Origin of the sequence: Bacillus sp. FSL R5-0397, assembly GCF_038593395.1 — a bacterium.
GTDB classification, from domain to species: Bacteria; Bacillota; Bacilli; order Bacillales; family Bacillaceae; genus Bacillus; species Bacillus altitudinis.
Genome location: NZ_CP151992.1, coordinates 3,441,664 through 3,464,088 on the forward strand (window position 1 = coordinate 3,441,664; position 22,425 = coordinate 3,464,088).

22 protein-coding genes and 1 riboswitch are annotated in these 22,425 nt (G+C 42.0%); of the genes, 3 read left to right on the top strand and 19 right to left on the bottom strand.

Annotated elements, in window-relative coordinates; genetic code table 11:
• Window positions 1-57: 57 nt before the first annotated feature.
• Complete coding sequence (locus tag NSQ70_RS17690; RefSeq protein WP_007497862.1) at window positions 58-822, bottom strand: transporter substrate-binding domain-containing protein; 765 nt, start codon at window positions 820-822, stop codon at window positions 58-60.
• 529 nt (window positions 823-1,351) lie between these two features.
• On the opposite strand from NSQ70_RS17690, the gene NSQ70_RS17695 reads away from it, so the two are divergent.
• Window positions 1,352-2,437 (top strand): tetratricopeptide repeat protein, encoded by a 1,086-nt coding sequence (locus NSQ70_RS17695; protein WP_039165127.1) that lies wholly within the window; start codon window positions 1,352-1,354, stop codon window positions 2,435-2,437.
• 19 nt (window positions 2,438-2,456) lie between these two features.
• Window positions 2,457-2,606 carry a hypothetical protein gene (locus tag NSQ70_RS17700; protein WP_017368302.1) on the top strand — a complete coding sequence of 50 codons (150 nt, stop codon included), beginning with the start codon at window positions 2,457-2,459 and terminating at the stop codon, window positions 2,604-2,606.
• 50 nt (window positions 2,607-2,656) lie between these two features.
• Here the strand turns inward: NSQ70_RS17700 and NSQ70_RS17705 are convergent, their stop codons facing one another.
• The 5 genes from NSQ70_RS17705 to NSQ70_RS17725 all read right to left on the bottom strand — a co-directional run bounded on the left by NSQ70_RS17705 (window position 2,657) and on the right by NSQ70_RS17725 (window position 8,907).
• Window positions 2,657-3,289, bottom strand: a complete 633-nt coding sequence (locus NSQ70_RS17705; protein ID WP_007497867.1) for a GTP pyrophosphokinase family protein — start codon at window positions 3,287-3,289, stop codon at window positions 2,657-2,659.
• 93 nt (window positions 3,290-3,382) lie between these two features.
• Complete coding sequence (locus tag NSQ70_RS17710; RefSeq protein ID WP_017368303.1) at window positions 3,383-4,396, bottom strand: ABC transporter permease; 1,014 nt, start codon at window positions 4,394-4,396, stop codon at window positions 3,383-3,385.
• Window positions 4,393-5,889: a sugar ABC transporter ATP-binding protein gene (locus NSQ70_RS17715; protein WP_342502316.1), complete on the bottom strand. Its 1,497-nt coding sequence runs from the start codon at window positions 5,887-5,889 to the stop codon at window positions 4,393-4,395. Before NSQ70_RS17715 ends, NSQ70_RS17710 begins: the two co-directional genes overlap by 4 nt.
• A gap of 72 nt (window positions 5,890-5,961) precedes the next feature.
• Window positions 5,962-7,080 (bottom strand): sugar ABC transporter substrate-binding protein, encoded by a 1,119-nt coding sequence (locus NSQ70_RS17720; protein ID WP_342502317.1) that lies wholly within the window; start codon window positions 7,078-7,080, stop codon window positions 5,962-5,964.
• Between the two features lie 172 nt (window positions 7,081-7,252).
• Window positions 7,253-7,362, bottom strand: a riboswitch (SAM riboswitch).
• Window positions 7,363-7,479: 117 nt separating this feature from the next.
• Entirely contained in the window at window positions 7,480-8,907 is a 1,428-nt protein-coding gene (locus tag NSQ70_RS17725; protein WP_342502318.1) for a right-handed parallel beta-helix repeat-containing protein, read from the bottom strand.
• A 359-nt stretch (window positions 8,908-9,266) separates the two neighbouring features.
• Here NSQ70_RS17725 and NSQ70_RS17730 point away from each other — a divergent pair, with 359 nt between their 5' ends.
• The gene (locus NSQ70_RS17730) at window positions 9,267-10,358 is read left to right on the top strand and encodes a branched-chain amino acid aminotransferase (RefSeq protein WP_008345553.1); all 1,092 of its coding nucleotides are present in this window, start codon (window positions 9,267-9,269) and stop codon (window positions 10,356-10,358) included.
• A gap of 324 nt (window positions 10,359-10,682) precedes the next feature.
• Here NSQ70_RS17730 and NSQ70_RS17735 read toward each other — a convergent pair whose 3' ends face one another.
• From NSQ70_RS17735 to sigY, 13 genes are all read right to left on the bottom strand, one after another.
• Window positions 10,683-11,081, bottom strand: a complete 399-nt coding sequence (locus NSQ70_RS17735) for a hypothetical protein (protein WP_024719510.1) — start codon at window positions 11,079-11,081, stop codon at window positions 10,683-10,685.
• A 117-nt stretch (window positions 11,082-11,198) separates the two neighbouring features.
• Window positions 11,199-12,527, bottom strand: coding sequence for a 6-phospho-beta-glucosidase (locus NSQ70_RS17740; RefSeq protein WP_007497885.1), 1,329 nt, complete (start codon window positions 12,525-12,527; stop codon window positions 11,199-11,201).
• Complete coding sequence (locus tag NSQ70_RS17745; RefSeq protein ID WP_008345561.1) at window positions 12,524-12,850, bottom strand: PTS lactose/cellobiose transporter subunit IIA; 327 nt, start codon at window positions 12,848-12,850, stop codon at window positions 12,524-12,526. Before NSQ70_RS17745 ends, NSQ70_RS17740 begins: the two co-directional genes overlap by 4 nt.
• A gap of 26 nt (window positions 12,851-12,876) precedes the next feature.
• Window positions 12,877-14,226: a PTS cellobiose transporter subunit IIC gene (celB, locus tag NSQ70_RS17750; RefSeq protein ID WP_007497888.1), complete on the bottom strand. Its 1,350-nt coding sequence runs from the start codon at window positions 14,224-14,226 to the stop codon at window positions 12,877-12,879.
• Window positions 14,227-14,240: 14 nt separating this feature from the next.
• Window positions 14,241-14,546 (bottom strand): PTS sugar transporter subunit IIB, encoded by a 306-nt coding sequence (locus NSQ70_RS17755; RefSeq protein WP_007497889.1) that lies wholly within the window; start codon window positions 14,544-14,546, stop codon window positions 14,241-14,243.
• 121 nt (window positions 14,547-14,667) lie between these two features.
• Window positions 14,668-16,611: a BglG family transcription antiterminator gene (locus tag NSQ70_RS17760; protein ID WP_113766878.1), complete on the bottom strand. Its 1,944-nt coding sequence runs from the start codon at window positions 16,609-16,611 to the stop codon at window positions 14,668-14,670.
• Window positions 16,612-16,853: 242 nt separating this feature from the next.
• Window positions 16,854-17,468 (bottom strand): class F sortase, encoded by a 615-nt coding sequence (locus NSQ70_RS17765; protein ID WP_327855498.1) that lies wholly within the window; start codon window positions 17,466-17,468, stop codon window positions 16,854-16,856.
• Window positions 17,469-17,537: 69 nt separating this feature from the next.
• Window positions 17,538-18,920 carry a copper amine oxidase gene (locus NSQ70_RS17770; protein ID WP_342502319.1) on the bottom strand — a complete coding sequence of 461 codons (1,383 nt, stop codon included), beginning with the start codon at window positions 18,918-18,920 and terminating at the stop codon, window positions 17,538-17,540.
• A gap of 111 nt (window positions 18,921-19,031) precedes the next feature.
• The gene (locus NSQ70_RS17775) at window positions 19,032-19,145 is read right to left on the bottom strand and encodes a hypothetical protein (RefSeq protein WP_008345567.1); all 114 of its coding nucleotides are present in this window, start codon (window positions 19,143-19,145) and stop codon (window positions 19,032-19,034) included.
• A gap of 83 nt (window positions 19,146-19,228) precedes the next feature.
• A complete protein-coding gene (gdhA, locus tag NSQ70_RS17780) occupies window positions 19,229-20,599 on the bottom strand; it encodes an NADP-specific glutamate dehydrogenase (protein WP_342502320.1) in 1,371 nt (456 codons plus the stop codon).
• 308 nt (window positions 20,600-20,907) lie between these two features.
• Window positions 20,908-21,120: a hypothetical protein gene (locus NSQ70_RS17785; protein WP_008345569.1), complete on the bottom strand. Its 213-nt coding sequence runs from the start codon at window positions 21,118-21,120 to the stop codon at window positions 20,908-20,910.
• Window positions 21,117-21,428, bottom strand: coding sequence for a YxlC family protein (locus NSQ70_RS17790; RefSeq protein ID WP_035389913.1), 312 nt, complete (start codon window positions 21,426-21,428; stop codon window positions 21,117-21,119). The genes NSQ70_RS17785 and NSQ70_RS17790 overlap by 4 nt, the downstream gene beginning before the upstream one ends.
• Window positions 21,428-21,958: an RNA polymerase sigma factor SigY gene (gene sigY, locus NSQ70_RS17795; protein WP_047946583.1), complete on the bottom strand. Its 531-nt coding sequence runs from the start codon at window positions 21,956-21,958 to the stop codon at window positions 21,428-21,430. The genes NSQ70_RS17790 and sigY overlap by 1 nt, the downstream gene beginning before the upstream one ends.
• Window positions 21,959-22,425: the final 467 nt, after the last annotated feature.

The window sequence follows — 22,425 nt, forward strand, 5'->3', positions numbered from 1 at the left end:
TAATTCACATACGGTTGACACATAAAGAAAGCGCGCTCTGAGCGCGCCTCGCTTGTGTTATGACTTCAAATATTTCTCAATAATTTTGTCATATTCACCGTTTTTCTTTAGGTTTTCCAGCCCTTTATTGATTTTCTTCAATAAGTCCTGGTTTTTCCCCTTCATCACTGAGATCCCGTATTGGTCTCCATTCAAGCGATCTCCAACTGTTTTCAATTTCAAGTCTTGCTGTGCGATCGCATACGTAATGACAGGGTAATCCTCAATTAAAGCATCTGCATTTCCGTTAGATACTTCTTGGAACATAGATGGACTGTCATTGAATTGAACTACTTCATACCCATATTTGTCTGCGTTATCTGTTGCAAATTTTGCACCTGTTGTCCCATTTTTAACAGCTAGCTTTTTCCCCTTTAAATCATCAATCGATTTGATGCTGCTGTCCTTTTTCACAACAACTGTCAGACCAGCGTCGAAGTATGGATCTGAGAAATCCACTTTCTTTTTACGCTCATCTGTAATACTCATACCACCCATTCCAACATCAAGCTGACCTGCTTGCATCGCTGGAATAATCCCTGAGAAATCCATTGCTTCAAGCTTCACTTTGAAGTCTTGGTCTTTCGCAATGGCGTTAATTAAATCAACGTCTATTCCCACAGTTTTACCGCCCTTTTCAAATTCAAATGGCGGATATGTTACATCTATCCCGATTTTATATGTGCCTTTGCCTTCTCCCGAACCGCTGTCTGATTTTGAACCACAGGCTGCCATGACGAGCACAACAATTAGTCCCATGATCAGTAACATCGATTTCTTCATAAAACACGACCCCCAATTGTCAGTTTTGTCTAAATATTCGCAACAACAATCTTACTATACCACGCTAAAGCTATACTGTGTGATATTTTTTATCAATACCAAAGATCCATACAATTCTAGATCGATAGTCTCTTTAAATTTTACTTTTTTGCGAATAACTCATTTTATTCTGAAAGAAGCATGTTTCACAATATTCATGTGATATAATCTCACAAAAAACCGAGAACACTCCTTTATAAATACCACTTCTTTCTCACTTATGAAAAAACCCTCTTTCACTGTCTCTCTTCCTCTATTGATATCCTGATATATTTTTTTCAATATCCTCTTTTTACCTAAAAAAATGTAAGCGTATACAATCAAATCGTTACTCCCTTTTTTTTTCACTACTGGTTGAATTTACATCAAAAAACATGTTTTACAAATTGAGATAGACCGCTTAAAATATAAGAAGATACTTAATATGGAAAGATGATTCAGACAAATAAGAATCAGCAGAAATGAATAGGTGAAGAAAGGAGGATACCAATTGGCAGAAACAGGTGTTTTGTCATCCGTTGATGTAGCAAATATGCTAAATGACTGGTATGTCTTGATGAAAAAAAGAGACATACAAGAAGCAATACAGCTAAAAGAAGAGATTCTTCAAGCATTTGATCGAATGGAAGAGAATCAAGACGTCTTACTCTACTATCAACTTTTAGAATACCGTTTCAAAGATTTAGTCGAAGATACAGCTTCGTTAGATCACAGTCTTTTTGTAGATGAAAATGCGATTCGTACAGATGATATGCTCAGCTACTATTTCTATTTCTTTAAAGGCATGTATGAAATGCGCAGAGGGAATCAAGATACAGCATTTCACCATTTGAAATTGGCCGAGGATAAATTAGATCTCGTACATGATGACATTGAAAAGGCAGAATTCCATTATAAAACAGGATGTCTATACTATAATATAAGATCCACACTTCTCTCCATCCACCACTTAAAAAAGGCTTCGTCTATTTACGACGCAGATCCATGTTATGTGAAAAAATCAATCAGCTGTCAAATGATGCTTGCTCTGAATTATGCGGATCAATCGAAATATGAAGAGGCAGAAGCTTTGTTCGGACAGGTGATTCACTCACTCGAACAGATGGAGGATCCAGATTTACTTGGTCACGCGTATTGCAATGCAGCCTTTATTAAAAGTCTAAGAAATGAATACAGTGAAGCTGTACCGCTCCTAGAAAAGGCTTTATTGATTGAGGCATTCGAAACTTCTTCTCCAGGCGGCTATTTACTGGCCTTGTATGCCTACACGAAAGCGCTGTTTAAGCTGAAAAAGCCTGGTTTGTTCCACTATTATGTACAGCTTTCACTTCAAAAAGCAGAAAATTTAAAACAACGAAACATTTCACTTAAATTATCCATTTTAGAAACATTGATGCTCCAGCCAAACAACATGATTGAGCAGATCATTTCTTATTGTGATCAATTAGAATCTATGAATTTCCTTGTTGATCTTGAGGCTATCTGTCAGGATGTAGCCGCCTACTTAACTGAAAATGGTCTTCCGAAAGAAGCGATTTATTTTCAGAACAAGGCATTGTCATTCAAAACTTGTTAAGAAGATGGAGTGATGTATGATGAAAAAATGGCTGATCTCAAGTGCGATTTTTGCGCTCTTGTTCACAGGTGTTTGGATTGGCACTTCTACACAAAAAGGCAGCCCGTCTGCACAATCGCAAGATGACGGTACGATCATTCAAAAGAGAGATCGAGGCACCAACCCTTAATAAGACTGAAAAGAGTAGCTGTCCTTCAAAACAGCTACTCTTTCTATTGGTTAATCAATTTCTCGTTTGATATTTTGCATTTTTTCATCTAAGTAGTGAGCGATATCTGCCGCTTCCTTTAGTTCATCGGTGAGCTGATGAGGAACATCGTTTTGCAGTTTATAATAGATTTTATGTTCGAGACTCGCCCAGAAATCCATCGCAATGGTCCGCACCTGAATTTCAACCTTCACATGCTCCACACGATTCGTTAAGTAAACAGGAATCTCAACAATTAAATGAAGACTTCGATAGCCATTTGGTTTCGGATGCTGAATGTAATCCTTCACTTCAAGGATCTTTAAATCCTCTCTTTGCCTCAGAACATCAATAATGTTATAGATATCTTGAATAAACGAACAGATGATGCGGACACCAGCGATATCATGTATGTACTCCTTGGCACATTGTGTGGTGATGTCACATCCTTTTCTCGCTAGTTTATTCACGATGCTTTCAAAGGATTTGATCCGTGATTTTGTATGCTCTATTGGGTTGTGTCCATGGATTAAATTATATTCCTGACTAATAATCGAAAACTTTGTATCCATTTCATCTAATGCAAATTTATATACTAATAATTCATTTTTCCAATCTTCCATGACACTTTTCAAATCTTCTACATGAGTTGCTGACATATTCATTCTTTTTGTCATCTCCTTTTGGCAAACAGCTGTTACACTGCTTTCCGATTACTAGACGGAGAGAGGACGCAAATGGTTTTAAAAAAATACATCTTAGCCCCGCTGTTTGTAATAAGTCAGCGCGAGTGCCAGTGCAAGCACAGATCCTTTCACGATATCCATTGCATAATACGGGACAGACATCATCACAAGTCCATTTTGCAAAATACCGATGAGTACCGCACCAATAAACGTACCGAATGCGTTTGGTTTACCTGCTCCCATGACTGAAAAACCGATAAAAGCAGCAGCTACTCCATCCATTAAATATGGCGTTCCTGCGTTAATTTCTGCTGTCATCACCCTTGATGCCAGCACGATACCACCGATCGCCGCAAATAAGGCAGACAACAGATATGCTGCGATTTTGTATTTGTTCACATGAATACCAGATAATCGAGCGGCTTCTTTATTTCCACCGATGATATACATCAATCGCCCATGCTTTGTGTAAGTCATAAAAACATGGGCAAAAAGCACAATGGCCGCCATAATCAAAATGATATAGGGGACCTGCCCAATCTTGCTGAAAAAGGCAGGGATGGTGCCAGTTGAAAAAGTGCCATCAGGCAGCACCATATTTTCAGAAATGGTCGCACCTTTCGTATAGGTTTGTGCCAGCCCTTGAATGATAAACATCATGGCTAGTGTCATGAGCATATCTGGGATCTTCATTTTGACAATCATCCAAGCATTCAGCAAACCGACAATAAGAGAAGCCGCCAGCGCAGAAAGGATCGCAATGAGTGGGTTTTGCGAGAACCATACAAACATGGAGATCACAATTGCATTTGATAACGTAGCAACTGAGCCTACAGATAAATCAAAGCCATTCACTGCTAGGGAGATCGTCAGCCCTACCGCAATGATGGTTACAATCGAGATCGATCGTAAAATATTGATGATATTTCCTGACTGTAAAAATGCCGGATTGGCTGCTGCAAAGACAACAATCAATACGACAATCGTTAAGATGGTGCCATATTGATAAAAGAAATCAAACAGATGAAAGGATGGCCGCTGTTTCTTGATTTGTTGAACTGGGGCTGAAACTTGTCGTTCACTCATGATTGTCCTCCTGTTGAATGATATAAAAGCTCTTCTTCAGTCATTGGTGCCGTCATTTCCCGGGCAATGCTGCCATCATATAAGACGTATACTCGGTCGGCAATTCCTGCAATTTCTGAAAGCTCACTTGAAGCATAAATAACCGCTTTTCCTCTTGCAGCTAGTTCTGCAATAAGGGAGAAAATGTCCTTTTTTGCTCCAACGTCTACACCTTTGGTTGGTTCATCAAAGAGATAGACATCCGCCTCAGCCAACAGCCATTTTCCAATCGCAATCTTTTGCTGATTTCCACCAGAGAGATGCTTCACCTTCGCTTCAAGAGAAGGTGTCTTGACGCCAAGCCGCTTGACGATTCCATCTGCTGCCTTCCGTTCCTTAGAACGATGTAAGAAGCTGAACGGCCGTGTAAACGAACGTAGACTTGCAGCTGTTACGTTCCATCCAACAGTTTCTTCTGTTAGAATCCCTTCTTTTCTCCGTTCCTCAGGCACAAGGGCAATACCCGCTCTCACAGCGTGATGAGGTGACTTGATATGAATGGTTTGACCATGCAGCTGCACAGTGCCTGACTTTTTTTCTGAGGCGCCGAATAGGGCTTTGCACAATTCTGTTTTACCAGCACCGACTAGTCCTGCAATCCCGAGAATTTCTCCTTTTTTCACATGAAGATGAATGTTGTTTAATTTATGCTGGTCATGCAACTCTTTCACGTCAAGCACAATCGGTGCATCCTCAAGCGGTGTACGGAATGGGAATTGATCCTCTAATGGCGCGCCAAGCATTTCCTCAATGACCTGCTTTGGATCGGTTTCTTTAATGAGATACGCCGCCACATCGGTTCCATTCTTCATCACAGTCAGTTCATCACAGATGTTGAAGATCTCCGGCATGCGATGCGAGATAAAAATGATGCCTGTGCCGTTCTTTTTCAATTGATGAATCATTGAGAATAGCTTGCTTGTTTCTGCATGACTAAGTGGAGCGGTTGGTTCATCTAAAATTAAAATGCTGCATTTGATCGACACAGCCTTGGCAATGAGCACCATTTGTTTTTCTGCCAGTGTCAAATCACTCACAAGACGCTTCGTTGAGATGTCAATGTCCATCTCTTGTAACAGCTGTGCTGCCTTGCGGTGAATCTCTTTCCAACGGACGAATGGTTTTTTCTCCATTTCATGGATCATCATATTTTCGCCAACACTTAAATATGGCACGAGAGCTGTATCCACTTCTTGATGGACGGTCTGCACACCGTATGAGGCCGCATCCTTCGGTGTATGAATGGTCGCCGCCTCGCCATTGATGTGGATGGTTCCTTCAAAATGTGAATGAGCACCAGAGAGAACTTTCATTAACGTTGACTTCCCAGCGCCGTTCGCCCCAATCAGGGCATGGACTGTGCCTTTTTTTAATGTGAAATTTGCTTGATCTAACGCTTTGACTCCTGGGAATTCAATCGAAATGTTTTTCATATGAACAAGCGGCGTTGTCATAGGTGTCCTCCTTCTCTCCTGATCGTCAATTGAAAAACGAAACACCCTCTATGAAAAGAGAGTGCACGTTGTTTATTTTGCATAATGCTTCTTCAAGGTCTTCATCCAGTCTTCTTCAAAAGCAGTCGATGATCCGAATCCTTTTACTTCATCTGCAAGATTGACCATATTGATGGCCTTTCCTGCATCCTGAAGCTGCTTTTGTGAAATGAGAGAGGCCTCAAGGTCATAGGAAGATGGCGTTTTCTCGCCAGCTAGTTTCTTCGCAAGAATCCTTACGTCGATTGCGCCAATGAGCTTCGGATCGACAGCGGCAGTGTACTTCCAAGGACTGTCTTTCGCAGTCATTTCTTGCAGATCGGCATTAGACACATCAATACCGTATATTTTCACTTCGGTTCTTCCTGCTTCTTTTAAAGCTCTTGCGGCACCAATCGCAAATGCATCCCACGTGGCAAAAATCGCATCCAGTTTACCCTTTGGATATTTATTTAGCATAGCCGCAACCGCATTTTGTGTTTGAACTGATGTATCAGAGGCCGCAACGCCAAATCGGTCAAGTTCCTTGATTCCTGTATGCTGTTTGAGCGTTTCTTGGTACACCTTGTTTCGTCTCACCATTGGAGGGAATCCGTCTACCCAAAGATACGCAATATTTGCTTTCCCTTTAAAATCAGCCACGAGTGCATCTAATGATTTTTTCGCTAATTGCTCGTCATCTTGAGACGTCACTGTGACCCCTTTGATGTCCTTCAGCTTCGGATTTGAATCAAACGCCACAACTGGAATGCCTTTCGCTGTGATCTTCTTCACATCAGCGACTGTCGCCTCATCATCCCCATGAGAGATGATAAAGCCATCATAGTTTTCTTCTAGTGCTTGAGAAATAGCATCATGAAACTTCGCCGTATCACCATTTGCCGTGTAGACATCTACTGTAAAGCCTAGCGCTTCACCTTCTGCCTTCGTTCCTGCTAAAAACTGAGCAGTATGATCGTCCCCACCAATTTTACGGATCACTTTAATTTTTGCTCCCTGTCCTTTTGCAAATCGCTTCGGGACATTGTCAAAGGAGGCCTTTTCGTTTGCATTAGCCTTTGAGCCTGCGCTTGATCCCGTACCGCAACCAGATAATAGCACGGTCAGGACCGTCAATAATACAAGAGATGATGTCCAATATTTACGTTTCATTGCTGTTCCTCCTCAAGTTGTTTTATTTTTCACATCGGAAAACTAGGTAAAGAAGTGGAAATATGCCTGTGAACCCAGTCTTTTGATTCTAAAAAAAGAGATCAAAAAAGCCTCTCTTTATAAAGAGAGGCTTGATCACCGTTGCATGAAACATGTATCGGGAAGTCTTCCTCTCTTATCTGTCAAAGCTGTAACAGCTTTGCAGGAATTAGCACCAATTTCTTAAATAGAAACGGTTGCTGGGCGTCATAGGGCCAGTCCCTCTGCCTCTCTTGATAAGAGATCCGTTATGAAATTTGTTTTAGTTGAAATGTCTTCTTTACTTTAATGTGATGTCTCATCAATGTCAATGATTTTTTTGAAAATTTCTAAAATGATCATTTGCACCGAATGCCTTGTTTAACTGCCGATGATTTTCTTAGCAGGTGATGATGCCTTAAGACGGAAATCATATTTTTTCTCATTCACAAATTGGGGATTAAGGTGTGCTGATCCTTTATCTTGACCGCTTTTCGAGCGATACGTTTTGTAGCCTTCCAGCCATTTGCCGCGCCATACCCATTGTGAGGCTTTTGCACCTTTGCGGTCATCGTAGACATTCTTTTGGAATGTATTCTTCTTGTTCACTTCGTAGAGATTCACGACTAAGTAATGCGAAGCACTGGCTGTCATGATATTATTCGTGATTCGATTGTTCACCGATTGATATTGCATGAGCAATTGACCGCCTTCTAAGCCGGCTGTGTCATTTTTGTACAAAATGTTATGGGAGATGGTCGTGTTTGTGGTTCCGCCCCGCTTCTTGTCATAGCCGCCAATGGAGATGCCTGTATAACGATTTAAATATACTTGATTGTGCTCAATGCGAATGCGTTCGGCCATCTTCCCTTTATGTTCACTTGTGACCTCAATCCCAAGGTCATTATGATGGCTGATGTTATGATCAATCACGATGTCTTTTCCGCCATCCACATAGATTCCTCCTGCGGAGATGTCCTTGCCGTACGCTGGATTCCCAACACTCGTAATCTTATAAACTTTGTTTCTAGATACGACACCATTTCGCACTTGATCATACTTTTTAGAAGGTGCGACATTCTCAAAACCAATTAAATCAATCCCGATATTGTCCGTATACCGGACTGTATTATGTGTCACGCGGAATTTTTTCACGTTTCCGTTTAGCACAAGGGCTTCACTAAAACCTAGCTTTAACTTTTCCACAGTGTTTCCTTTGATTTCGATGTCTTCAATGGCTGCAGGTGCTTTCGTTCCATAGACCGCAATGCCATGAGCATTCCCATTTTGATGTGTCGTCTGAATGTCGTACACACGGTTGTTAAGCAGTTTGACGCCTTTGCCGCTGCCTGTGATGAATATACCGATGGGTGTCACATCTTCTTGATTCGTTTTAATATGACCGACTGTCAAACCTTTCAGGGTGATATAGCTTTTTTGATCAATCTGCACAAGACCACCGTCTGCTTGATTTCCTTTAAGAGATGCTCCGCTTATGATAGGCTTCTCTTTTCCATACGCTTGAAAAACAACTGGTGCTTTCTTTGTTCCAGAATGGCGGACAATCAATCTCTCTTTGTATGTACCGCCTCTCATATAAACTGTTGTCCCAGCTTTCGCGATACTTGCCGCTTTTTTCAGCGTACGGAAAGGCTTTTGCTTTGTCCCTGGATGTTTGTCGTTCCCATTTGCTGCGACGTAATAGGCAGTACCTTGCTTCGCACCAGCCTCCTCCGTCATCGCTTGACAGCCAAAACTAATGGCGGTCATCAATAAAATCAATAAGGCGCCTGATATCATTCGTTTCATCTCGTTGTTTGCTCCCTTCCACTCTCTTCTACCTTTATCGGTTAAAAAAAAGAGGATTAAAATATGGCAATGCCCCTTGCAATGTACTAGTCAAAAGGTGTATGGTTGAAAGAATATCTTACAGGAAAACAAATCGCTTTTAAATTGTCAGATTAATCAGTTAATAACGAAATTGGATTTTATTTCTAAGGGGAAACTTCAGTAAAACCACGACAGAGAGGAGGAAAGCGCTTTAACAGATTTTTCTTGTTTGAATTCCAGAAAACCTATTGCTAATATTTTGTGAAGGTATAGAATAGAATCATAATTATTTCATATTATTAGAATTTTCAAATAATCAAACAGCAAGGAGATTTACAATGCCAAAACAACCCATCCGCGTTGAACTTAGTTCAACAAAAAAACCAAAACCTCAATCTGATCAACTTGAATTCGGAAAAATCTTCACAGACCACATGTTTGTGATGGATTATTCAATTGATAAAGGCTGGTATGATCCGAGAATTATCCCTTATCAGGCGATTCCAATGGATCCAGCTTCTATGGTTTATCATTATGGCCAATCTGTTTTTGAAGGCTTGAAGGCGTATGTGTCTGAGGATCAAAAGATTCTTTTATTCCGTCCCGAAAAAAATATGGAACGCTTAAACAGATCAAACGACCGCCTATGTATCCCGCAAATTGATACAGAAACGGTTTTAGAAGGCTTAAATGAACTCATTCGCATTGATAAGGATTGGGTACCTGATGCAGAGGGCACTTCTTTGTATATTCGTCCATTCATTATTTCTACTGAGCCCTATTTAGGTGTTGCACCGTCAAGCACCTATAAGCTGATCATCATTTTATCTCCAGTAGGTTCTTATTATAAAGAAGGCATTCATCCGGTCAAAATTGCGGTGGAAAACGAATTTGTCCGCGCTGTTAAAGGCGGAACAGGAAATGCCAAAACAGCTGGAAACTATGCATCAAGCCTGAAAGCACAGCAAGTTGCTGAAACGAAAGGATTTTCACAAGTCCTGTGGCTTGATGGCATCGAGAAAAAGTATATTGAAGAAGTCGGTAGTATGAATATCTTCTTTAAAATCAACGGAGAAATCGTGACGCCTGAACTGAACGGCAGCATTTTAGAAGGGATCACACGGAATTCTGTGCTTGAGCTGTTAAAGCATTGGGAAATCCCTGTGACAGAACGTAAAATTTCAATTGATGAGTTAATCGAAGCACATCAGTCAGGTGAACTTGAAGAAATCTTCGGGACAGGAACGGCAGCCGTCATTTCTCCTGTCGGTGAATTAATTTATCACGATCAGCCATACGTCATTCAAAATGGTCAAACAGGCGAAGTATCGAAGAAATTGTACGAAGCGATTACCGGAATCCAAAAAGGAACTCAGCCAGACATCTTCGGCTGGACAGTAGAAGTCGATTCGGTCGTCAAGCAGGCATAAGCAAGCGAAAGAACCTTTCATTTGATGAAGGGTTCTTTTTTTGTTTCTTTATCTCCTTCTCTACCTCATAATGGAAAATATGGATCTATTCCACGCTTAAGGAGTGATGATATGTTTTTTACTTATTTACTAGCGTTCTTTGGGATTTGCATCGGATCGATCATCATCGCTACAGGTTTCGATGATTCACCGTTCTTCACCCGTTTTCTATTTAAGTTTCTCGGAATTTCTATCTTTGTTCTTTCCATTACTTTTGTAAAAGTGAGGCGAAAGAGGTTACGCAACAAAAAGGCGAAAAAGACTTAGATGTCAGTCAGCCTCTCATCAAATCGTGCACCAAAACAAGACCGATATCCCCACAATGGCCCCTGCATATATCCACTGTTTCCCTTTGATACTCCGATTTCTCTCGATCAGTAAAAAGATCTCTGGTAAAAAGACGATGATGATTTCTAGGATAAAAACAAGATGATAAACTGGCGGCATCGGCTGAAAATCAAAGTCTCTTTCATCTCCACCAATGGTTGCGAAATACATTAACAGATTGGTTACTGGAATGGTAAAACAAACGAGCAAGCGGAGAACATACATCCACACATCCTGTCTATGCCGAATCAGGCCAATAAATGAAGCGATGATTCCATACAAAAACAAAACCACTGTGCCGTAACTAAGTAGAGGTTGAACGATAAAGCCGTAAAGCATTAAACCAATTGCCACCATATTCTAACCGTCCTTTCTTTGAAGCAGTACATGTTGTTTTTTCTATCATACACTGCTTTCTCCGGTTTCCATATGAAAAAATCATAAAAAACGACCCCATAAAGGGGCCATTTTATTTTACGCATTCACTGATTTGAAGAACTGCGGTAAATATTCACGGTGCGCTTCAAGCATTTCATCTAAGATTTGCTTTGCAATTTCGTCAGAAGGAACGAGTGGATTGATGGTCATGGCGACAAGAGCCGTCTCGTAATCTCCTGTCACAGCTGCTTCAGCTGCCACACGCTCGAAGGACTTGATTTGTTGAACGAGTCCTCTCACAGCCACAGGCAGATCACCTGTCGCGATTGGTTTCGGTCCGTCCTTTGTAATGATACAGTTCACTTCAACCGCTGATTCGGCCGGAATGCTGGCAATCGCTCCTCTGTTCACTGTATTTACCGGTTGAATGTCATGTTTATCATTATAGATGGAGCTGATCAAATTACATGCTGCATCGCTGTAATAAGCCCCGCCTCTTTTTTCGAGCTGCGGCGGTTTAATCGATAAATCTGGGTCTTTATATAACTCAAATAGTTCATGCTCGACTTGCTGCACAACCTCTGCTCTTGTTCCTTTTTCTTGAGCCGCTTTTTGTTCTTCCTCCAGCATATCTTTCGTTTTATAGTAATAACGATGATACGGACATGGAATGACCCCTAAGCCTTTGACGAAAGAAGGCTCCCAGTTTTTCGCTTCAATATTCCTCATGGACCACTGGCTATTTGGATTTCCTAATTCATCGAGCACTTGATCCATAATGCTGACCCCGTCTAAATACACATCTAAGCCATAGACCATGTGATTGAGGCCTGCAAATTGTACTTCAATGCGTTCGACATCGACATCCAGCGCTTTTGCAATGCCCATTTTGATTCCAATCGGCACATTGCATAGACCGACCACTTTTTTCAGATTCGTGTAGCGTAACACCGCCTCTGTGACCATGCCTGCTGGATTTGTAAAGTTCACCAGCCAGGCATCTGGGCAAAGCTCTTCCATATCCTTCACGATGTCTAGAATGACTGGAATGGTGCGTAGACCTTTAAATAATCCGCCTGGACCATTCGTTTCCTGTCCAATGACGCCATATTTAAGCGGGATTCTTTCATCCTTGGCTCTGGCTTCGAGCAGTCCTACACGAAATTGTGTCGTGACAAAGTCCGCATCTTTCAGAGCTGCCCGGCGGTCAAGAGTGAGGTGCACTTCAATCGGCAAACCTGCTTTTTCGACCATACGTTTTGCAAGGGCACCTACGATGTTCAACTTTTCCTGACCCGCTTCAATATCCACAAGCCATAATTCCTTTACAGGCAATTCTTGATATCGTTTAATAAACCCTTCGACGAGCTCAGGCGTATAGCTTGATCCACCGCCTATTGTGACAATTTTGATTCCGTCTTTCATGAATTGACACCTCCGAATTGCTTCATTTTTTCATGGAGCTCAATGATTTCAGCTGCAAGCTCCTTGACGGTCATTGCGTTCATCAGATGATCCTGTGCATGAATCATCAAGAGACTGACGTCGGTTTTTTCTCCTCTGATTTCTCCTTGGATCAGCTCTGTCTGTGCGTGATGCGCCTCATTTAACGCGTCTTGTGCTTCCTGCAATTTTTGCTTCGCCTCATCAAAATTGCCTTGCTTTGCACATGTAATGGCCTCCATGGCCGAGCTTCTGCCATTACCACCGTGCAAGATGAGTTGAAACACAATTTGTTCCATTTCCATCGGCCGCATCCCCCTTGTTCCCTCTATTACATGCTGACGACATTTTCATCTGTTGATGCTTTTGCTTCAAGCTCATTTTCTTCTTTCAATTTCTGCTTATCCCACATTCTAAAGAATGGATAGTATAGCGCAAATGACAAGGCAAGGTTAATCAGCTGCATGACCGCGCCAGAGATTTTCCCACCTGTTGCGAGATAGCCTGAAATGATTGGCGGCATTGTCCACGGGACAGCGATCCCTGCCGGTTTTGCTACAAGTCCTGTACTCATTCCGATATATGTGGTGATGATCATCATAATTGGGGTAAGGATAAACGGAATGAGAAGCATTGGGTTCATCACAATCGGCATTCCAAAAATGATCGGTTCGTTGATGTTAAAGATGGCTGGCCCAATCGCAAGACGGCCAAGCTGTTTCATTTGTTTACTTCTCGCACGCAAGATCATGGTCAGTACCAAAGCAAGCGTCGCGCCGCTTCCGCCGACATTGATAAAGATTTCAAAGAACTGCGCTGTGAAAATATTCGGCAGCACTTCTCCTGCTTGGAAGGCAAGACGGTTTTCATCCATCGCACCGAGCCAAATCGGACCCATGACTCCACCGACAATGGTGGCTCCGTGAATACCACATGCCCAGAGGAGCATTTGCACACCAATGGCAACGATACTTCCGCCTAAGCTTCCACCAAGAATGGATAGTGGTGTGCCGATTAAGACCGTGATGATATTATGAATACTCTCAAAAGGTGTCATCTCAATCAGAAGCCTAGCGACCCAGATCAGCGTGATGACCACAAAACCTGGAATAAGTGCGATAAACGATTTACTAACTGCTGGCGGTACACCATCAGGCATTTTGATGACGATATTCCGCTGTACAATAAAGCGGTAAATTTCGGTGGAAAGCATGGCAATAATCATGGCAACGAATAGCCCTTTACTGCCCATCAGTGTGACGGGAATACCGCCATTCACTAGGATAGCTTCTGTTGATCCTTCAGGTGTGAACGGTACTTGATAAGGTGTGGCTAGGAGGAAAGCTGCGACAGCAATTGCACCAGATGACAGTGCATCGACTGCATACTTTTCAGCTAACCTGTACGCGATCCCAAAGGTCGCAACAAGTGCCATAATGTCAAAGGTGGCATTCACAGGATAGGATAGTTTCGTGGCCCATTCGGCTCCGAAGACACTTGCCATAAAATCGCTGTATCCTGGAATCGGAAGGTTGGCTAAAATAAGAAACAGTGAACCGACGATAATGAGAGGCATGGTTAAAACAATTCCGTCACGCAATGCTTGTAAATGTCTTTGAGCGGCAATCTTCCCTGCAAACGGCATAACCTTCTCTTCTAGAAATCGGTTGAATCCATTCATCCCTTCCGCCCCCTTTATCCGTTCACTAACTGTTCAGCAGATTTTAAAACCTCAGCACCATTACATACGCCATAATGCACGGTATTAATCACGTCTACTGGAATTCCTTTGTCTTCTCCGAGTTTTTTCATTTGCGGTAATAAATAACGAACTTGAGGTCCTAATAAAAGCACATCGGCTTGATCAATATGATTTTTTGCAGCATCTCCAGATACTGCCCAAATACGATAGTCTTTTCCTTGTTCTTGTGCACTTTTCTCCATTTTTGTGACAAGTAAGCTTGTTGACATACCTGCTGCACAAACTAATAAAATGTTCATTGTAAACGCCCCCTTTTTGAAGTATGAAGCTTTTCTTTACACATTCATCATATTATGAAACCGCTTTCATAAACACCCATACTTTTTCCTTTAGGAAGCGGAAAAAGTTAATATCACACCATTAGTTCTTGTACGAAGGCGCTTTTTTATCCATGACATCCAGCATGTCTTCAAAGGTGTCACAGGTGATGAGGTGCTGAATAAATTTCACATGATGGACAAGCTCTCCAAGCAGACGGTACATGCCTTTTAAGTCTTTGGCATTCTCTTTTTCGACACAAAGCAAGCACACAAATTGAACTTTTTTCTCTCCCCAAATAATCGGTTTTTCTAATGTACAGATCGCCCAAAACGTCTCTTCTGTTAGCGGGGTCATCGGATGCGGAATCGCTGTATAATGCCCAAATGAAGTCGGTGCAGACTCTTCTCTTTCCATCACAGATTGTGTAAGTTCTGCTGGCGCTAAGCCCATGTCAATGACCTTTTGCGTGAGAAAGTGTATGACCTCTTCCTTTGTTTGAAAGCCACGTTTTGTAAAGACCAATTCCTTTTTCATATATTGCGTAGCTAATGTCACTCTTGTTTCACTTGTCAAAGCATCTTCTATTTTTAAAAAATCACTGCCTCCTAAAATCGTGTTCACTTGAATGACCGGAATCGGTAAATCCATATGAATGGGAATGGTCGAAATAATTAAATCCAATGCATGTAAAGAGACATGCGGAAGGGAATAAAGCTCTGCTGTTCCTAAAATGGTCAGCTTCGACCCAAATTGTGACCGCAAACGATCTTGAAGTAGCCTTGCACTCCCAGCACCAGACGCACAGACAATCAGGCATCGCTTCGGTGGTATCTCCATTTTCCTGCGCTCTAAGGCCGCACCAAAATGAAGTGCCATATAGCCGATCTCATTTTCATGAATGGACAAACCTGTCTCTTCTTCAATGACTCTGCTCGCCACAATCCCTGCTTCAAAGGCAATTGGATAGCCCGCTTTGATCTCATCAAGCATTGGATTTCTTAAATTCATTCCATACTTACACCGATTGATCGCTGGCTTTAAGTGCAAACTGAGGCCAATCAGCAATTCCGCATCTCCCGCTAAATCCAGCTGCAATTTTTGATCAATGGCTTTCAGCATCAGCTGAACAAGACGGCTCGTGTCATCATCCACAATTTGTTTTTGACCGCCCGTTGAAAAAGACTGTACCATTTTGGCTGTTCCTAGCAAATGAATGGCGATATAAACGATTTCCTCTTGTGGAAATGAGACATCCAGCAGCCCTTCAAGACGCTCAACCATTTTTTTGGCTACCTTGTATTCTTTTGCCCTTGGGATTTCGTTGATTTCTTCAGGCAGCACAGATACATAGTTTCCGTGTCTAATCCGTTTACAGGCAATAGCAATATGAACAATTAAATTATTCATGCAAATGTCTGATAGATTCATTTTTTCCTCGTTGATATAATCAATCATGGTTCTCTGAATCAATTCCAGCTCATGTTTTGGCAAAATCGTAACCGCCGTGTTCAGCATGGTTTGATAGGAACGCCGTTCATTGAATAAATATTCTGACATGCAATAACGGATTTTCATCTCAGATCCTTTGATCCGGCAGCCTTTATTCGGCTTTGCTTCCAGCTTCAGATCAAAGGGTTCGAGCTTACGTTTGACCCATTTCATGTCATTACTCATCGTCGATTTACTAATAAACAGCTGCTCCTGTAAGTCTTCCAGCTTCACATATGATTCCGCTAGAAGCAGCTTTTTCAAAATAAATCGAACTCGTTCTTCTGGAAGAATAGCAAGCGGTTCTTCCTGTTCGACTTCTTCCTTCATAAAACGGCGAAAGGCATTCTCATCGTTGATCAACAGCTCATAGCCAGCGCCTCTAACAGCTGATACAGCTGCTTGATAAGGGGCTAGACGCTCATTCAGTTCCTTGATGTCTGTTCGGATGGTGCGGCTTGTCACTTGTAAACTGACAGAAAGCGCAGCGCTCGTGAGAGGAGTCTCAGCTGCCATCAGCTGACTTAAAATGTGCGCCAGTCTTTTACTCAGCATTAGGTCGGCCTCCTTCATTTAGGGTGGAGAATCTGCCTTGTTCGGACAGGTTGTATACGCTTACAGTTCTCTTCATTACTCATATTCTACTGAAAAGAAATAAAAATTGCCAACTCATTTATATGACAAACGCCCCTATTTATACAACCAACCATATCTAATGACCTATGAATCTTCTTCTAAGATGCTGTTATGGAAATCATGAAAAAAAGGCGTTACACCTCCGTGTATCCGCCTTTTTCTTATGAGGAAATCAGTTGTGTAAAGACAACCAATCTTTTTTCATGTGTACCGGCTGCATGATCAAAAATTCCCGTACATGTGATGAAATTGAGATTCCGTGTAAAGGCGTACCCGAAAAAAGCATTTGGTTTCTCTTCGCGCGGATAGCTTTTCACCTTGAAAACCTCAAAGGTTCGCTTTTCCCCTGACGAGGATGTCACAATGACTTTGTCTCCCTTTTTTAGCTCCTTTAGTCGATAAAAAACAGCTGGACCCCATTTATTATCAACATGACCATTTATGACAGCATTCCCTTTATCACCGGGCTTCGGACCATCTTCAAACCAAGCTGTGTGATCTGAATTTTGCGGAACACCCATACTGCCATCCTTTGATAAAGTCGTTTTTTCCACTTTTGCTTGGACATCAATCGCTGGAATGGAGATGTCAGCTGGCACAATACCCGATGGCTCATCTTTTAACGTGTCGTGTGAATGAGATTGATTCTTGGCTTGTTTTGCTGTCATTGGCTCAGAAGATGATGCAGTTTCAGAGGATGACTTTTCATCTATTGATTGGGATGCGCAGCCCGTGATGATGAAAAGCGTCAGAATACCAAACAGCCATCTTTTCACGCAAGTCGACCTCCTTTTGAAGAAAGGAACGGCACGATTGTGCACGTTCCCTCTTGTCTTGATGCCTGCTTAATTTGATGGTTTACGGCGAATGAGAAAGAACGCCCCCACTGCACCTCCGGCTAAGATGAGACTTGCCATCATCCCAGCAAATGCTTCATATGACATACCTAATGGACCGGCTGTGCCTCCCATACCTGTTTTCGGCATCTCATTTGGCATGTTGGATTTGAACATGTCAGGATGCTGATCGACAATAGCTGATGCGACATCTTGACCAACCATGAACATATGGCCGTATGCTTCTCTGACAGTCGGGTACAGCTGATCATATTCACCATGATGATAAGACGTGTACGTTTTGATGAGCTCATCAATATGGGTTTTCAACCCAGCTTCTAAGTCAGCCGCCTTCAATCGTCCATCTGTCGCTTGATCTAAAAATTTTGCTTGTTTCATACGGTAAGCATCTAAATCTTTGACAGCCTTTTCTTTTGCTTGCTCGTCTCCTGATGCATCCGCTTTAACATAATCAACTAAATATCCGATATGACTTGACCAGATCGTTTTAAATTGTTTTCCTGCATCTTTTCCATAAACAGAAGCGATCGCATCTGATAAATCATTTGTATTTTCATTTAAGGCTGCTGCCGCTTGGTCAAAGTCCTTGCTGCCATCATTCCCTTTTTGCATAGCCACTACCGCGAGTGCCAAATGCTCTGAGAACAAGTAGTTTAAATCCTCACGAAGATCTGCCGCTGGAGTATCGACTGATTTTTGATCAAATTTCCCAGGAAATTGATCTGTAATCGCCCATGATACACCTTTACCTACTTCAAACATATGATGAATGGATTTTCTGACCGTTTCATAGGTTGTATCAAAATCCTTTTCTGTGTAACTGTCAAAAGCTTTTAGCAGTTCATTGACGTGCATCTTTAACCCTTCTTCAAGTTCACTTGCTTTCAATCTTCCACCTGTTGCTTTATCAAGCATATCAGCTTGTTTCATGCGGTATTGATCAAGCGCTTTGATCGCTTTCTTTTTACCTGCTTCATCTTTTTTCGCTGTCGCTTGTACATAATCAACGAAGTAGCCGATATGGCTTGACCAAATCTCTTTGAATTGTTTCTCTGCTTTTTTTCCATACACAGAGGCGATCGCATCTGATAGATCATTCGTGTTTTCATTTAACGCTGCGGCTGCTTGATCAAAATCTTTACTGCCGTCAATTCCCTTTTGCATCGTGATCACTGCTAAATAAGCATGCTCTGAGAAGAGCTGATCAAGCGCTGCGCGAAGATCCGTTGCTTTATTTGACACCTCTTGTGATGATGACGACTTTTTTGCATCCCCATGCATATGTCCTTCGTGTGCACTTACCATTTGAGCAGTTGGTAATAATAATGCTGCACTAAGCGGGATCGTTAAAAATGCTTTTTTCATTTTCATCTGTTTTGCCTCCTCTTTCCGTTTGTTATGTACTTAACGGAGAGAGAAGTGATATGGATCATTCACACAGCATATTTTTTTGTTTCATGCATTTCATAAAAAAAAGCCGGATTACCCGGCTGATACGTTACGACTTTTGGATGCTTTTCGTTCTTTGTATATTTTCCTCACCACTGGATAAATCACTGGTGCCCATTTGACAATTTGTTTCAGCCACTTTTTCATTTTCTCCCGCGCCTCCTTATTGTCATTCTTACAAGACGATTCCCGATCTTGTCATGAAATAAACAGGTGCGGGAGAGCAGGAGTTAAATGACGCCTTGTGCGATCATGGCATCTGCCACTTTGCGAAATCCTGCAATATTTGCGCCTACCATTAAGTTTCCAGCGTATCCGTATTCTTCAGCTGTCTCAGTACACTGACGATAAATCGACTGCATCATTTGTTTCAACTGACCATCTACTTCTTCAAAAGTCCAAGACATTCTCGCACTGTTTTGCGCCATTTCTAACGCCGAAACACCCACTCCCCCTGCATTTGCTGCTTTTGCTGGTGCAAACAAAATATCATGTTGTTCAAATACTTTGACGGCCTCAAGTGTGGACGGCATATTGGCCCCTTCTCCTACAGCGATGACACCGTTTGCCACTAGTTGCTGTGCTTGCGACTCTGAAATTTCATTTTGGGTCGCACATGGCAGCGCAATGTCACAAGGGAGAGACCAAATTTGTTCGCAATCTTCAATCAATTCAGCATGCGGGTGAATGTCTATGTAGGCACTAATTCGCTGGTTATCGACTTCCTTCAGCTGCTTCACTGTCTCAAGTGAAATGCCTTGAGGGTCGTAAATGGCTCCGCTTGAATCACTACAAGCCACAACCTTTCCGCCTAATTCCAATACTTTTTCCATCGCATAAATCGATACATTTCCTGACCCAGACACAACAACAGATCGTCCTTCAAATTGCATTCCGTGGGCTTTTAACATTTCTTCCATAAAGTACACCAGTCCATAGCCGGTCGCTTCTTTTCTTGCTAAACTGCCTCCGAAGCCAGGGCTCTTTCCTGTCAGGACACCTGCTTCATACGCACCACGCATTTTTTTGTACTGGCCGAACATATAGCCGATTTCGCGTGCGCCTACCCCAATATCTCCTGCCGGTACATCTTGATCAGGTCCAATATAACGACTGAGTTCACTCATAAAGCTTTGAACAAAACGCATGATTTCTCCATCAGATTTCCCTTTAGGATCAAAATCTGATCCACCTTTTCCTCCGCCGATCGGCAAACCTGTCAGTGCATTTTTAAAGATTTGTTCAAATCCTAAAAACTTGATGATGCTTGCATTGACCGATGGGTGGAAACGAATGCCCCCCTTATAAGGACCGATGGCACTATTAAATTGAACCCTGAATCCTCTGTTCACCTGTACTTTGCCTTCATCGTCTACCCACGGTACACGAAACGTCACAAGCCGCTCAGGCTCAATTAAGCGTTCTAAGACCCCCTGTTTTTCGTACTCTGGGTGTTTTGCAAAAACTGGGACGAGGGATTCCAGAATTTCTTTCACGGCTTGCTGGAATTCCGTCTCGCCTGGATTCCGTTTTTCTACATCCTCTAGCACACGGTGGATGTAGCTTTGTGCTGTTTGTGCTGCTCGATCTAAGGTCAACATGTCTCATCTGCCTCCTTGTCAATATCTCACTCTTTGGTTGTTAGATTTTCTAACGCATATTGAGATTAATTTAACACCATTTGTAAAAACTGATCAATATTGATAACAGATGAAAACGATGCCGAAATGAGATAGATCAAACAGAATCACCTTCCGTCATGAAAATGACCCGCTCAAAGAATGACTATCGTGCTAGAAATGACGAACTGGACGTTCAACATCCCGCTTTCTTTGACACATTCATGAAACTTTCATTTTTTCTAGATGATGATCATTCAAAAAAAAGGTCAAAAGTTTTACAACGTCTTTCAATCTTTCCTGAGCTTTTCTCCTCTTTTACGATCAGGTAAGACAACACACAGCCAATATAAAATAGAAGAAGATGGGAAGTTGATTAACCCAATGATGCCCCAGAACCATTTATAACGCCCTCTTTTCTTGGCATCCATAAATAAGAGAAATCCCTGTGCAAACAGTAACGGTAATGCGCACAATAAGATGATCATTTCCGTCTGACTCATAAGGAGGACCCTCCTTTAATATGTTGGTATTCCTTGATGCCGACAACCACACAGAGTGGCACGCTCACCACTTGGAGAAGAATGAAGATGATGGGCAAATGAGTAATGGCAGCTGCAAAAAGTGTCATGATGGTCAGACTGACGATGATGTACGCCAGCACTTCTTGTTTAAAACGTTTTTTCTCTTTTTCCTTTGCCTGCTTTAGCATCAACATCAAAGCTTGTTCACTCGGCTTTTCTACTTCGATTTGTTCATCGAGCTCCTGCAACTCCTCTTTTAAACGATCGGCGAAACGATCTTCTTTCATCAGTCCCACTCCTTTCGAATTTTCTTGATCCCATGATGAACCCTCGATTTCACCGTACCTTCTCTCACCCCGAGCATCGAAGCGATTTCAGGGTAAGTAAAGCCATAGTAGTAATGGAGAAGGATCGGTGCTCTCTCCTGAGCCTTTAACTCATTTAGAGCATCCCACATGTCATGCCAAGTATGGCCTTTTTGCTGAACATCCCATTTGAACCGGCGGATGGCTTCTTGATTCGCCTTTCCTTCTCTCGTTTGTTCACGTTTTCTTTTCTTTTGATGATCTAAAAATTGTCTAGATGCAATGGACATGAGCCATGTTGAAAATAATGAATCTCCTCTAAAAGAAGAAAGTTTCATGTACGCTTTGAGCATCGTTTCTTGCATGATCTCCTCGGTCTGCTCTTGTTGAAGGGTCAATTTCATCAAATAACGGTAAAGAAACGAATAATGATGCCGATAAAGGGCGGTAAATGCGGCATCATCCCCCTGTTTTGCCCGCTTGATCCATAAAGTCTCCTCGGTCTGCTCCAAACACGTCCCTCCTTCCTTTCTATCTCTTATTGATTAGACGACACCGGTGATCGCATCGTTTAAAATAGACCTTCTTTTTTTAAATTGGAGCCTTTTCTACCTACTGTTTAGCGCATGGATCTATTTGATATCCATTTTTTTCTTATGTAATGATTATGACATGTCTTTGTCTCTAACAAAATGACGCTTTCGTAATCATCTTGATTTTCCTTGAAAAGAAGAACGTCCTTTTCATAATCACTAGGTTACCCCAATACCTATCGTCAATGATCCTTGTCTCATGTAGATAAATTGAAATAATCATTGCCTTAGTTTCCTTGAAAATCGTGGAATACTTCGTTCCAATTCTTAGCCGATGATACCTTTTTGCGTGCTATGCTCTTCCTACATTCCGAAAGAGGCGATGCTGGCGAAGGAAGGAGGAGCGGTTGAATCGCAGCTTATTTTGGAAACGTTTACATTAAAAC